The organism is Micromonospora sp. GCM10011542, assembly GCF_042650685.1.
Taxonomy (GTDB): domain Bacteria; phylum Actinomycetota; class Actinomycetes; order Mycobacteriales; family Micromonosporaceae; genus Micromonospora.
In genome coordinates this window covers 1-14091 of the sequence record NZ_JBHSBO010000058.1, presented here as the reverse complement: position 1 = coordinate 14091, position 14091 = coordinate 1, and the positions used below count along the sequence as shown (strand labels likewise).

Below are 14091 nucleotides of genomic sequence, written 5' to 3'. Positions count from 1 at the left end.
CATTGACCGCAGCAGCAGGGGAGCAACTGCTCCCCTGCTGTCCTGCTGATCAGGCGGCGATGGCTCGGGCAGCGGCATAGAGGTCGGCGGGGAGCGGGTGCGCCAACTGCCATTCGATGCGCATGGGTCGGTCCCCGCTGTGCCGCCGGTACGTCATCGGTCCCGCGTACAGGTACGCCGGCACCCCCAACGCACCCTCCGCGACCTTGGTCTCCCGCACGAACAAGTGCACGGTCGACCCCTGCGAAGCGTGGTTGATGTACCGCTGCCCGGTCACCGATGCCGCCGCCGTCGTGCTCTGCGACTCCCACTGGAACAGCGTCTCGGTGATGGCCCGGTCGGCGTACATCGTCGTGGGGGAGTAATGCTGCTCCGACTTGACCAGGGTGACGAAGAACAGGTCCGCCTGCTCCTCCGGTAGCCACTTCACGCCCTCGCGCAGCGAGCCCGGGTTCGGCATGCCAAACGCCGCGCACGCCTCGTTGCGGCTGTACCGCGCGTGCACCCGCAGCGGCACCCCGCCCAACCCGACCGGCTCGGTGACTCGGTGAATCCGCTCCCGCAGCACCTCGGCGACCTGCCCCAGCTCGGCGCAACGGGCCGGCTCATCCCAGAACCGGGCCAGCCGTTCGTCCCGCTCCGACAGCGGCACGTTCGGCCCCCACAGGCTGAAGTGCAGCATGTCCAGCATCCGCCCGCCGGTCACCGGTCCGCCCGACGCCACCTGCTCCCACAACGCCAGCCGCTCCGGGTCATCGGTGTGCAGCATCCGGCCAATCGCCCGCCCCAACTCCCGGTCGTCCGGCCCCGGCACCGACGTCTCCACCCGGGCCAGCCGCCGCAGCCCCGTCCACCCGCCGAGCGTCGCCGACCGGTACACGTCCTCAATCTCCAGGCCGGTGTCCCGCAGGAACTCCGCGAGGGTCACGTCACCGAGCTGTCGCAGCTCGGCCACCATGCTGTTCTTCGACGACGGCACCGCCTTCTCCAGGTTGCGGAGCACGACCTCCTTCGCCACCCGGTCCAGCTCGACGTGGCACCCGCTCGGCAACGACGGAAAGTCCTGCGCGACCGTGTCGTACACCTCTCGGCGGCTGGCCCCGGTCAGCGCCCGCCAGCGCAGGTCGAACCGGAAGTTGGCGTGCTGCCCGCCGATGAAGTCGAGCACCGTCAGGCAGGGCTTGTGGTCGTCCAGGCGCAGACCCCGGCCGAGCTGCTGAAGGAAGATCGTGGCGCTCTCGGTGGGCCGCAGCATCAGGATCGTGTCGACCATCGGCAGGTCGACGCCCTCGTTGAAGAGGTCCACGGTGAAGAGCACCCGCAGCTTGCCGGCCTTGAAGTCGTGGATCAGCGCCTGACGGACCGCGGGATCGACCTTCGAGGTCACCGCCGCGGACGGTACGCCCTGCTGGGTGAACCAGTCTGCCATGAACTCGGCGTGCCCGATGCTCACGCAGAACCCGAGCGCCCGCATCCGCGCCAGGTCGACGAGGTCTCGGGCGGCCCGCAGCACCATCCGCGCCCGGGCGTGGTTGCCGGTGTAGAGGCCGTCCAGTTCGGCCGGGTCGTAACCCTGCCCGCGCTTCCACTGCAGCTGCGACAGGTCCACGTCGTCGTGCAGGCCGAAGTAGTGGAACGGCGCCAACAACTGCCGCTCCAGTGCCTCCCGCAGGTGCAGCTCAACGGCCGCATGCCCGTCGAACCACCGGCGCACGTCGCCGCCGTCGGCCCGGTCGGGGGTCGCGGTTAGCCCCAGGAGTACGCGGGGCCGCAGCCGCTCCAACAGCCGGGCGTAGGTCGGCGCCTCGGCGTGGTGGAACTCGTCGACGATCACCATGTCGAACCGCTCCGGGTCGATCTCCTGACGGTGCAGCGACTGGATGGAGGCGAAGACGTGCCGCCACTGCGTCGGCTTCGCTCCGCCGACCAGCGTCTCGCCGAAGCTGCCGTCCCCCATTACCTGGCGGAACGTCGACCGGCTCTGCCGCAGGATCTGTTCCTGATGCGCGACGAAGAGCAGCGAGTCCACGGTTTTGTCGCGGTGCAGCCGCCGGTAGTCGAGGGCGGCGACCACCGTCTTGCCGGTGCCGGTCGCCATCACCACCAGGTTCCGCCACCGCCCGTGTACCTCGCGTTCGGCGGTGAGGTCGTCCAGGATCTCCCGCTGATACCCGTACGGTCGAACCTCCAGGTTCGCGATCTCCGTTGGTGCCTCGTCGGCACGCTCGCCCCGCAGTGCGTGCCGCAGCCGCTCGCCATCCTTCGCCGGGTCGTACGCCTCGAACGCCGGGTCGTTCCAGTAGTCCTCGAATGTGGCGGTGAAGGTGTCGATGACGTGCGGCTGCTCCAGGTTCGAAACCCGGACGTTCCACTCCACGCCGTCGACGAGGGCTGACTTCGACAGGTTCGACGAGCCGACGTAGGCGGTGGTGGTGCCGTTGTTGCGGCGGAATAGCCATGCCTTGGCGTGCAGCCGGGTGGTCCTGGTCTCGTACGAGACCTTGACCTCGGCGCCCAACTCGGTGAGTCGGTCGAGGGCGCGCTGGTCGGTGGCGCCCATGTAGGTGGTGGTGATGACGCGGAGGTGGCCACCGCGGTCGATCAGCTCGCGGATGGCCGGCTCGATGAGGCGCAGGCCGTGCCACTTGATGAACGCGCAGAGCAGGTCGACGGAGTTGGCCGACGCCATCTCGTGGGTGACCTCGTGGCCGATCCGCGGCTGGTGACGACCGTTGACGAGCAGCGCGCCGGTGTAGAGCGGGGTGGTGGGGCGTACCGGGAAGATGGGTGCGGCGCGCGACGTCGGCGGAGCCGCAATGGCGTGGAGCAGGCGCTGCGCGTCGGCGACCTGATCACCGGGGCCGACCGCGCGCGGCTCCGCCTGGGCGATGCTCCCAGCGATCCGGTTGGCTAGGGCGACCTGGCGGGCGAGCTTTTCGTCGCCACCGCCCACGACGAGCAGCGCCCGACGGGCCAGCACCGCGATGTGCCGAGCGAGTACGTCGTGTGCGTCGGCCGGGTCGAGCTTGGCCTGCTGGACTAGGGCGGCGTCGACGTACTGGAGTCGCTCGGCGAGCTGCTGCGTGATGAGGTGCTCATAGATGCCCCGGTCAAGATCGGTCACCCGCGAAGGCTAGCCAGCCCACTGCTCAACGCGCTGCCCCGATGCGAGCCGTGCTGGCTACGAAATGAGGACGCCTTGAAAGCCTTCGGCCAGCCCGAATGCACCGCCACCGGGTCGGTAGTTGCCCGGAGAATGCAGCTGCCACCGCGTCTCCGGAGGCGCGAGATGTTGAGCTTGCTTCGTGACCTGACCTGCTGTTCAGTCACAAGGTAAGGTGCCAAGGTTCGTCCAAGGGGTGAGGGAGCCAGTGCATGCGTGAGGATTCACCGCGCTGGGAGCAGATCAACTCCAGCTCGTACGTCTGGGAGCAGGACGGGCTGCGCGAGTTGGCCGGCTACCTGCCCGACACCGACCCGTACCACGTCTGGACGAACGTCGAGTTCGTCGGCGCCGACGGTTCGATCAACGAGGTCGACGCCCTGGTGCTGACCCCGAGCGGGCTGTACGTGCTGGAGCTGAAGCACTGGCAGGGGGAGATCCGCGGTGATGGCACCCAGTGGCTGCGCCGAGCGCCGAATTCGCGACTGATCCCCGAGGACAACCCGTACATCCTTGCCAACCGGAAGGCGAAGCGGCTGGCCAGCCTGATCCGCTACTACGCCAAGCAACACGGAAGGCAGCGGGAGACACCCTATGTCGGCGCGGCGATTTTCCTGCATGCGAAGGCGATGCGGGCCGACCTCGACGCGATCGGCAGCCAGCACATCTACGGGCTGGAGGGACACAACTCCGGCCTGCCCGGCCTGAAGAAGCTGCTGCTCGCCCTGCCGCGGAACCCAGACCATCTGGTGGACGAGGCCCGCGGCCGGGAGATCGTCGAGCTGGTGCGCGGCGCGAAGATCCGGCCGTCGGTGGCGGACCGCAAGGTCGGTCAACTGCTGCTGCACCCGAAGCCGTTCGCCGAGGGTCTCGGCTGGCAGGACTTCCTCGCCGGGCACGCGCTGGACACCTCGCTGGTGCGTCGAGTGCGGTTCTACCTGACCAGCCGGGCAGCCGAGCATGAGGTTCCGGCGATCCGCAAGGCGGCGGAGCGGGAGTTCCGCCTGCTGCAGGGCATCCATCACCCGGGGGTGGCCCGGGCGCACGATCTGGTCGAGCATTCCTGGGGCCCGGCGGTCGTCTTCGACCACCAGCCGGACTGGGTACGCCTCGACCAGTGGCTGCTGCGCCGCGGCGAGGCGTTGACCCTGGCCCAGCGACTGCAGCTGGTGCAGGATCTCGCCGAGATCATCGACTACGCGCACTCCCGTCGGCTGGCCCACCGGGCGCTCTCGCCCCGGGCGATCTATGTCGGTAACTCGGACGGGCCCCGCCCGACGTTGGTGGTCACCGACTGGCAGACCGGCGGCCGGTTGGCCGGCACGACCCAGCTCACCCGGCTCGGCCCGTCGAGCGACCCAGCCAGCCTTGAGCTGTTCTTCGACGACGAGGTTCGCCGCTACCAGGCGCCGGAGGCTGAGAACGCCACCTGGTTGCCGGGCCACCAGCTCGACGTGTTCTCTCTCGGCGCGCTGGCGTACCGGATCTTCGCCGGGGCGGTGCCGGCCGCCACGCCGGAGGAACTCGTCAACGCGGTGCGCGACAGTGGCCTGCACCTCGATGTCGCGGTCGATGGCATGCCGCACACGTTGGTGACCCTGGTCTACGACGCGACCCGGGGCGATCCGGCGCAACGGCTGCCCAGCGTCTCCCGGTTCCACAAGGATCTGGAGAAGGTCTGGGATCAGCTGACCGCGCCGGAGCCGGAGCCGGTCGCCGACCCGCTCTCCGCCCACCGGGGCGACGTGCTCGACGGCGGCCTGGAGGTGAAGGACCGGCTCGGCTCGGGTGCCACCGCCGTCGCCTTCCTGGTCACTCGCGACGGGGAGTCGCGCGACCTGGTGCTGAAGGTCGCCCGCGACGAGCAGCACGAGGAACGGCTGACCGCGGAGGCGCGTACCCTCGCGGGGTTGAAGCACCCCCAGGTGGCCGCGCTGGTCGAGGGTCCGGTCCGGGTCGGCGGCCGGACCGCGCTGTTGATGGAGAGTGCCGGATCGCGGACCCTCGCCGAGGAGCTGCGCGGCGGCCGGCTGGCGCTGGACCTGCTGGAGCGGTACGGCCGGGACCTGCTCGACATCGTCAACTACCTGGACGGTCAGGGCGTCTGGCACCGGGACCTGAAGCCGGCCAACCTGGCGGCCCGGCCCCGGCCGAAGGACAAGCAGCCGCACCTGTGCGTCTTCGACTTCTCGCTCTCGTCCGCCCCTGCCGACCAGCTCGGCGCGGGCACCGTCGGCTACCTCGACCCGTTCCTCGGTCCGCCGCGCCGGCTGCGCTACGACGCGGCGGCCGAGCGGTTCGCGGCGGCCGTCGTGCTCTACGAGATGGCGACCGGCGTGCTGCCCCGGTGGGGTGACAACGCCAACCCGGCCGTGGTCAGCGACGAGGTGGCCCTCGACCCGGCGGTGTTCGACCCGGCGGTCGCCGACCGGCTGGTGGAGTTCTTCGGCCGGGCGCTGGCGAGGGACGCGGCGGCGCGGTTCGACACGGTCGACGAGATGACCGACGCCTGGCGGGCCATCTTCCAGCAGGTCCCGCAGCCGGCGGTGACTCCGGTCGGCCCGGTGCCGGCGGTGGTGGGGCTGACCCGCGAGTCGCCGCTGGAGGTCACCGAGCTGACCGCCCGGGCCCGCTCCGCGCTGCAACGGCTCGGCCTGCACACCGTCGGCGAGCTGCTGGACGCGGAACTGTCGGCGCTCACCCGCGCCAAGGGGGTGCCGGACGCCACCCGCAAGGAGATCATCGCCCAGGCGCGGGCGCTGCGCGCCGTGTTGCCTGGCGGCAGCGAGTCGGCCGCCGTCGAGGAGCAGCCGCTGGCGCAGGGCGTGGAGGCGCTCTGCGCGACCCTGCTTCCCGCCCCGACATCCCGCAACCACCGGACGCTGGCCGTGCTGCTCGGGCAGGCGCCCACCGACGACGGTGAGTTTCTGTGCTGGCCGGCGCAGAGTGAGGCGGCCCGGGCCACCGGCCGGAGCCAGCCACAGATTTCCAAGCTGCTCGCCGCCCAGGCCAAGAATTGGTTGGGGGAGCCAGCACTGGAGGCGGTGCGCAACGAGATCGTCGCGCTGCTCGAGGCCCGCGGCGCGGTGATGTCCGCCGAGGAGTTGGCCCAGGCGTTGATCGCCGCCCGCGGCTCCTACACCCCCGCGCCGAAGCGGCTGCCACAGGCGATCGGGCTGGTGCGCGCCGCCGTCGAGGCCGAGCTGAGCACCGGCGGGGATGCCCGGGTGGCCATCCACCGGTTCCGCACGTCCGGCACGGTCCTGGTCGGCCGGGAACCGGACGATCCGGCGTCCGACGTCACCGCCGCCGACTTCCTGGGGTACGTGGTGGAGCTGGGCGGCCGGGCCGCCGAGCTGGCCGGCGCCGATCCGTTGCCGACCCGGCAACGTGCCGTCGAGGAGCTGCGCCGGCTGCCCGTGCCGGCCAGGATGCCGGCCGTGGCCGACCTGCGGCTGTTGCAGCTCGCGGCGGCCGCCCGCAACGATCGGGTCGACGTCAACGCGCAGGGGCAGCTCTACCCGGTGGGGATGCCGGCGGAGCGGGCGCTGCGATTGTCGGTCGGCAGTTTGATTGGGCAGCGGCTCAGCGAGGACCAGATCCGCGACCGGGTGCAGAGCCGCTTCCCCCGCGCGGAGCGGCTGCCGAAGCGGCCCGCGCTGAATGACCTGCTCGCCGCGGCCGAGGTACCGCTGACCTGGCACCCGCACGACCGGGTGTACGGGCCGGTGACCGCGACGGCGTCGGTGACCGGTACCCGGATGGCCACCACCCACGCACCGCTGCTCGGGCTCACCGCCGCCGACGAGGTGGGGGACAAGCTCGCCTCGGCCATCGACCGGCGGGCCTTCCTTGCGGTGCTGGCGCCGCTGCGCCGGCTCGGCCCGGCCCGGCGGGCGCTGCTGGCCCGGCTGCCGCTGACCGAAGTGGACGTCACGGCGGTCATGCTGGACCGGCTGCGCTCGTTGGGCTTCCCGTGGGAGGCGATCGTGGCGGCCGACAACGGCTCGGCGCTGGATGCGGACTTCCGCAGCCTGGTGGACCTGTTCCGGCACCAGGTGGTGCCGGCGGTCAGCGCGGCGATCGCCGCCGCCAACGGGCCGGTGCTGCTCACCGAGGCAGCGCCGCTGGCCCGGTACGGGCAGCTCGGGCTGCTCCAAGAGCTGGCCGATCCCACCCGGCCCCGGCCGGCGGCCCGGCTGCTGCTGGTGCCGGCGCGGCGACCCGAGCCGGCCGTGTTGGACGGGGCGCAGTTGCCGCTGACCTCCCCGGCCAGCCAGTCGCTGTGGCTCGCCGACGACTGGGTCGAGGCGGCCGGCGTGGTGCTCGGGAGGGCCGCGTGATGGCGGACAGCCTGCGTTCTAGGTGGGCGCAGCTCGGCTAAGTCGTCACGGACGAGGCCGTGGAACAGGTGCGGCCCGCCTTGGCGTGCTACCGCCGATCACCGACGAGCAGCACGCGCGCAACATGAAGTGGCTGCGCCAGTTCGACCAGGTGAGCGCGCTCGGTGCGGGCGAGGCGAGCGGCTGACGAAGCCCGTCAGGTGGTCAGCGTTGCCACGGTTTGCAGGCCTCGACGAGGTCCGGTAGTCCACCGTTCTTGGTTTGTCGCATTGCTGACACCAGTCGGGGCGAATTGTGGCCGGCCATCCTGCTAGAAACATGTGAATGCCCCTCCGAAAGATCACGCTTGAAAACTACCGGTGCTTCCGGGACCGCCAGGAGATCGAGATGGCCCCGGTGACGGTGGTGCTCGGCAAGAACAACTCCGGCAAGAGCGTGTTGACCCGGGCCCCGCTGGTCATCGCCACCGGCTTCGGCACCACGAGCGCCGCACCGCTCGACCTCGACCGGCTCGGCCCAGACACGGTGGACGATTTCCGGGAGCTCTTCCACGACCACCTGACGGGCCGGCCGATCAAGCTGGGCGTTGCGGTCGAGGGCGGCACGCGGTTCGCGCTGGAAGCGAACATCCAGTACGTGGACAGCATCGGCAGCGCGGTGGTGTCGCGCCTGGAGCTGATGTCTCCTCAGCTCGAAGCCCTGTTCGTGTCGTCCCGGCTGCTCGGAGCGGAGCGGCGGGAGACGCCAGATATCGACGGCATCGCCGTGACACCCCCACCGCAGATCCGGCGCGGTGAGCACTTGGAGTACGAGATCCGGGTGCCGTGGGAGAAGGGAATCAGCCGCCGGATCGGCTTCCGGGGACTGGTGCCGGATCTGAGCGGGATGCCCGGACTGGTGGACGTCGGGGAGCTCAACCTCAGCCTCGGACCGATTCGCTACCTCAGCCCCCACCGGGAGCGGGTGGCCCGGCACCATCGGCTGCCACTGGATACGCCGTCCTCGCTCGGGGTGCAGGGCGAGGGGATGGCGGGCATCCTCGCCGACGACTCGAGGTGGCATAGGGGCGAGGTAGTCGACCGGGTGAATGAGCTGCTTGCTGCCATTGTGCCGGACTGGCGGGTCACGGAGGTGCCGGCCGGGCCGCTCTGGTCGACGGTGCTGACCCGTCGGGGCAGCGACGTGCGGGTGAACCTGGCAGACGCGGGCACAGGCCTGGCCCAGGTGCTGCCGATCCTCGTGCAGTGCGCTCTAGACGAGCTGCGCGGCGAGCCGGACCACGCGCCGTTACAAATCGTCGAGGAACCGGAGATGCACTTGCACCCGGCCGCCCACGCCGAGCTGGCTGATCTCTACTTGCGCACCGCGAAGTCGACTGGAACGCAGTTCCTCATCGAGACGCACAGCGAAACGCTGCTGCTGCGGTTGCGCCGGCGTATTGCGGAGTTGGACAACGATTTCGGCAAGGACATGGTCCGGGTCTATGTCGTCGAACAGCGCGACGGAGCCTCGGTGGTGCGCCGGGTCGATGTCGACGAGCTGGGCAACCTTGACGACACCTGGCCGGACGGCTACTTCTCCCAGGACTACCGCGAGGTGAAGGCATTGGCGGAGGCCCAGATGGAGCGGCTTGACGATGCTTCTTGACATCGACGCCGAAGTTTTCGACGGACCCGACCACCTCCCGGTGATCGAGGTGCTCAAGTTGGTCGCACGAGGGCGGCACGACTGGCAGCCAAGCACGCCGAGCGCGTTGGCAGCCATGTCCTTCCTTGAAGACATTGACACGGCGAAAGTCCGGGCACCTGTCCTGAAGCTCATGGCAGAAAAGATGGCCACCGGGTCTGTCGACCGTGGTGGCTCGACCGAGCTATTCCCGAATAGGCCGAAGCCGGTTCGAATCACCGTGGCCAACGTTTCGCCGGCCGCCGAGGATCTAGGCCGGCCGGCGGTCCTGGTAGTAGAGAACCGAATCGGCGACGGCGGGTTCGTGCAGGCGGTGGCCGAGGCGCTCGGCGACAATCGGGTGGTGCACGCCCTCAGGAAACGCTGGCTCAAGTTCTGCCACAGCGGTGGCACTGGGCAGATGGCCGCCATCGCGGTCGACGAGTGCGACGACTTTTCGATCATCGTGCGGGTGGCGATGCTGATCGACAGTGACCGGAGCGGGTCAGCCGAACTCGGCAACCACGGCAAGGTCAAAGAGGCACGGGAGGGTGGGGTCCCGCACATCCACATGTTTGCCTGGCGGATGGTGGAGAACTACGTGCCCTTCCGGGTATGGGACCGCCACTTCCCGTATAAGACCGCGAAGCGCAAGGAGTTGCGCGGGTGGCCCCCGCAGAGGAGGGGCTACGAGCACCTCAAAACGCACTTCGTCGGGAAGAACAAATCTATGCCGTCACCGCTGATGCCGACGGACATGCGGCTGACCGAGGCGGACTTCCACGAGTTGGGACCGGCAGTGGTGACCGAGCTGCGCCAGGTGCTCGCGATGATCCACCGGATCTTGTAGGACACTGGCATCATGCTCAGCGACCGCGGTGAGAGCCGGCTGGAGCCCGCCGTCCTGCACTTGGACCACGTCTTGGAGGACATTGCGGACGGCCTGGTGCGCGTCCCCAAGTTCCAGCGGCCGTATGTCTGGCGTCCCGAGCAGATGCTGGAACTGTTCGACAGCATCGAGCGTGGCTATCCCATCGGTAGTGTGCTGCTCTGGGAGACCACCGAGCCGATCCCGTCACTCGACCAGATCGGTGAGGTAGCCGTACCGGAAGCACCGGCCGGACGGCCGGTGTCCTACGTGCTCGACGGGCATCAGCGGCTTTCCACACTTTTCGGGGTGCTGCGACGCCTGGGCCGCCCACCGCGTGCGGACGACCAGCGGGAGTGGAAGTGGCGGGTCTATCGGGACCTAACGCCGAAGAACGACGCCGAGCGCTACCGCCACCACCGCGCTGCGGGCAGCCCGCCTGCGCCTCCACCAGACCATTTCTTGCCGGTGCGCGCAGTGGCCAGCACGCTTGATTTCCTCGGCTTCAGCCGGAACCTTGAGCTGCGGGTAGGACCCGAGCGTGCGGAGCGGCTGGTCCGGGAAGCGGAGCGGGTCGCCCAGCGGATCAAGAACTACAAGCTTAGCCTGATCCGGCTGCAGGGCGGCACTCTCGACCAGGCCGTCGACGTCTACACCCGACTCAACCGCAAGGGCATGCGGATGGACGCCGACCAGATGGTGTCGGCGCTGACTCACCGCGTCGACCAACCAACATTGGCGAGCCGGATCGACGCGATCGTGGAGTCGGTGGCGACGACTGGCTTCGGGGAATTGCCGCGGTTGGCGGTTTTCCGGGTCGTACTCGCGCTTGCTGACGAGCCGGACGTGATGACGCCGCGTTGGGAGGCGGTCGCCCGACGGCTGCAGAACAGGCTCTTCGACGCCATCCCCGACGCGGAACGAGCGGTACACGCGGCCGTTGAGTTTCTTAGATGGGCCGGTCTCCCGCTCGCCCAGCTCCTGCCCTATGCGCACCAACTGGTGGTGCTGACCAAGTTCTTTCACCACTGTCCGAAGCCGGACGACGACCAGCGGTACGAACTGAGGCGCTGGTTCTGGGTGACCTCATGGGCCGGGTCGTTCGCCGGAGCAAACTCCACCACTCTACGGACGAAGCTAAACGAGATGCGGGAGTTCGCGGAACGGCGTCGCAGCCTTTCGCTCGATCTCGCCGACGTGCAGCCGATGCCGGACACTTTCAACCTCAACAGTGCCCGCACGCTGGCCTACGTGGCGTGGGAGATTGGCGCGTTCCCGAAGCGACGGGATGCGCTTGGGCAGGAGTTTGACGTGGTGCAACGGATCGCTTCGGGGGCGACCCAGGCGTACCGCCCCGTCTTTGCAGGGCACTCCGAACCGGCGAACCGGCTCGTGTTCCCGACGGTGCCGGGAGTTGGCCTGTGGAAGGCGCTGTCAGATCTCGCGGTCGTCGGCGGACTCCCCGACGACGGTTCGCTCAACCCCTACACGCCGTCCGGCGCGCGAAGGATCTTGGAGAGCCACGGCATTCCGGTGTCCGCCTGGTACCGGCTGAAGGAGGAGCGGGACGACCTGTTTGTTGAGGACCGGACGAGGCTCTTGGAGGAACGGCTGCGGCTGTTCGGCATCTTCATCGGCGTACCGCTCGGAGAGCGGCTGGAAGGCGTGGCCGACGATGACTCGTCGGAGGAGTAGGTATGGCACAGGGGGTCGTAGGATCTAGCGGTGATCGAGCTGAAGGCGCTGCAAGCGCAGGTTAAGAACCTGGTCGAGGATCTGCGCGGGCAGGTGGCGGAGGCGCCGGTTCTGCGGGCGGAGTTGCGTCAGGAGTACGCCCAGGCGCAGGCAGCCGAGCGGGTCGGCGGGAGCTTCGAGATCTGGCTCGACGACGTGCTCGACCAGGCGGCGGTGGCCTGGGTGCTCGGCTGCGTGTTCGTCCGCTTCTGCGAGGACAACGAGCTCGTCGACGGGCTCTGGATCGGCAGCGCCGATTCGGCCGCGCCAGCTGGGCGCGCCATCCAGCATCGGCAGGCGTACCTCATCGCCAACCCGCGGCACAACGACCGGCACTGGCTGCGGGAGGCGTTCGGCTACCTGGCGGAGTTGCGCGCCACCGGCAAGATCTTTGACCGGCACAATCCGCTCTGGCGATTCGACATCTCCGGCCCGGCCGCCGAGGAACTGAGCGACTTCTTCCGGCGGGGCGCCGGTCAGGAGTCGCTGCGCCGCGAGGACCTGGACACCCGCTTTCTGGGTGATCTCTACCAGGATCTGTCGGCGCACGCGAAGAAGACGTACGCGCTGTTGCAGACGCCGGAGTTTGTGGAGGAGTTCATCCTCGACCGGACGTTCGAGCCCGCGGTCAAGGAGTTCGGCCTCGCCGCGACCAACATCATCGACCCGACGTGCGGATCGGGCCACTTCCTGCTCGGCGCGTTCCATCGGCTGGTGGGTAAGTGGCGAGACCGGGAGCCAGCCATCGATATCAAGATTCTCGCCGAGCGGGCGCTCGGCCAGGTGACCGGCGTCGACATCAATCCGTTCGCCGTGGCGATCGCCCGCTTCCGGCTGCTGATCGCTGCGATGAAGGTGTGCGGGCTAACCAAGCTGGAACGCACGCCGGCCTTCCCTGTCCGGGTGGCGACCGGCGATTCGCTGCTGCCTTGGGGGGCGTTCAACTCCCGTGCACAGGGCGACCTGCTTGCTGAGATGGAGGGCAAAGAGGTCTTCGCGTACGATAGCGAGGATGCCGACCTGCTCAAGGACTACCTGGCCGAGAACCAGTACACGGTGGTGGTGGGCAACCCGCCCTACATCACCGTCGCCGACAGCGCTCGCAACGGTCTATATCGCGAAATCTACAAGACGGTCTGCCATCGCCAGTACGCGTTAACCGTGCCATTCGCCAAGCGATTCTTCGACTTGGCCAAGTGGTCTGACGGGCACGGAGACGGCGCGGGTCACGTGGGCCAAATTACCGGCAACGCCTTTATGAAGCGTGAATTCGGCAAGAAGCTGATCAACGAATACTTCGCCCACGAGGTCGAGCTAACTGAGGTCATCGACAGCTCTGGCGCCCATATTCCCGGGCACGGCACGCCGACCGTGATCCTGGTTGGTCGCGCCAACAAACGCCGCCGCTCGCCTGTTCTGCGTACCGTCCTCGGCGTTCGGGGCGAACCGTCTGTCCCGCAAAATTCCGGTAACGGCCTCGTGTGGCGAGCGATCGTCAATCAAATCGATCAACCGGGCTCGGAGTCCGAGTGGATCAGCGTAGCGGACTTCGCACGCACCCAGCTCGCCTCTCACCCCTGGAGCCTCAGCGGTGGCGGTGCCGGCGCCTTGACGACTCTCCTAGCAGATTCGCCTAGCCGACTCGCCCAACAGATAGATGGGCAGATCGGATTTGCTAGCTTCCCTGGGCAAGACGATGTTTTCTTTGCCCCGGCAAGGTGGTTCTACAGGCACGGAATTGAAAGGCCAATGCATCGGAGTCTTGTAATCGGCGAGGTCGTCCGTGACTGGGGCGAGCACTGTCAGGTTGATGCGCTGGCTCCCTATAACGAGTATCACAAACCTGTCGATTACGTAGCCGGTTCGGCGTGGGGGAGGCACCTCTGGAGGTATCGCTCGACGCTCGGTGCCACCATGGGATTTGGTGGGGAGACCCGAGCAGCTGCAGGAGGCCCATGGTGGACCTGGTACCGCTGGGTCCCGTCGCGCTACCGGATCTCTGCGTCAATTACGTTTGCGTTCGTGGCGACGCATAACCACTTCGTGTTGGATCGGGGTGGGAAGGTCTTTAAGCAGTCGGCACCGGTGATTAAGTTGCCGGAGGGGGCGATGGAAGACGATCATCTGCGGCTGCTCGGAGTCCTGAACAGTTCGACCGCATGCTTCTGGCTCAAGCAGGTCAGTCAGAACAAGGGCAACGGTGGAATTGGCGGTGGAATCGGTGATGAGGGGTGGGAGCCTCGTTACGAATTTACCGGTACTAAGTTGCAGGAGTTTCCGTTGCCAGGGGCGTATCCGTTGGGGCGGGCGCGTGAGTT

6 protein-coding genes are annotated in these 14091 nt (G+C 68.3%); 5 read left to right on the top strand and 1 reads right to left on the bottom strand.

Annotated features, from left to right (window positions below):
* Nucleotides 1-49 precede the first annotated feature (49 nt).
* Nucleotides 50-3124, bottom strand: coding sequence for a DUF3427 domain-containing protein (locus tag ACFOW4_RS20780; protein ID WP_377530205.1), 3075 nt, complete (start codon nucleotides 3122-3124; stop codon nucleotides 50-52).
* 251 nt (nucleotides 3125-3375) lie between these two features.
* On the opposite strand from ACFOW4_RS20780, the gene pglW reads away from it, so the two are divergent.
* The 5 genes from pglW to pglX form a co-directional block, all read left to right on the top strand.
* A complete protein-coding gene (gene pglW / locus ACFOW4_RS20775; RefSeq protein WP_377530203.1) occupies nucleotides 3376-7506 on the top strand; it encodes a BREX system serine/threonine kinase PglW in 4131 nt (1376 codons plus the stop codon).
* Between the two features lie 324 nt (nucleotides 7507-7830).
* Nucleotides 7831-9153 (top strand): AAA family ATPase, encoded by a 1323-nt coding sequence (locus ACFOW4_RS20770; protein ID WP_377530201.1) that lies wholly within the window; start codon nucleotides 7831-7833, stop codon nucleotides 9151-9153.
* The gene (locus ACFOW4_RS20765; protein ID WP_377530199.1) at nucleotides 9143-10021 is read left to right on the top strand and encodes a hypothetical protein; all 879 of its coding nucleotides are present in this window, start codon (nucleotides 9143-9145) and stop codon (nucleotides 10019-10021) included. Before ACFOW4_RS20770 ends, ACFOW4_RS20765 begins: the two co-directional genes overlap by 11 nt.
* A gap of 12 nt (nucleotides 10022-10033) precedes the next feature.
* Entirely contained in the window at nucleotides 10034-11734 is a 1701-nt protein-coding gene (locus ACFOW4_RS20760) for a DUF262 domain-containing protein (protein ID WP_377530196.1), read from the top strand.
* A 30-nt stretch (nucleotides 11735-11764) separates the two neighbouring features.
* A partial coding sequence (gene pglX / locus ACFOW4_RS20755; RefSeq protein WP_377530194.1) for a BREX-2 system adenine-specific DNA-methyltransferase PglX occupies nucleotides 11765-14091 on the top strand: 2327 nt, incomplete at its 3' end.

Bases quoted from the DNA above. Each gene is read 5' to 3' on its own strand.
- pglW (WP_377530203.1), top strand. From the start codon at position 3,376: ATGCGTGAGGATTCACCGCGCTGGGAGCAGATCAACTCCAGCTCGTAC.
- ACFOW4_RS20770 (WP_377530201.1), top strand. From the start codon at position 7,831: ATGCCCCTCCGAAAGATCACGCTTGAAAACTACCGGTGCTTCCGGGAC.
- ACFOW4_RS20765 (WP_377530199.1), top strand. From the start codon at position 9,143: ATGCTTCTTGACATCGACGCCGAAGTTTTCGACGGACCCGACCACCTC.
- ACFOW4_RS20760 (WP_377530196.1), top strand. From the start codon at position 10,034: ATGCTCAGCGACCGCGGTGAGAGCCGGCTGGAGCCCGCCGTCCTGCAC.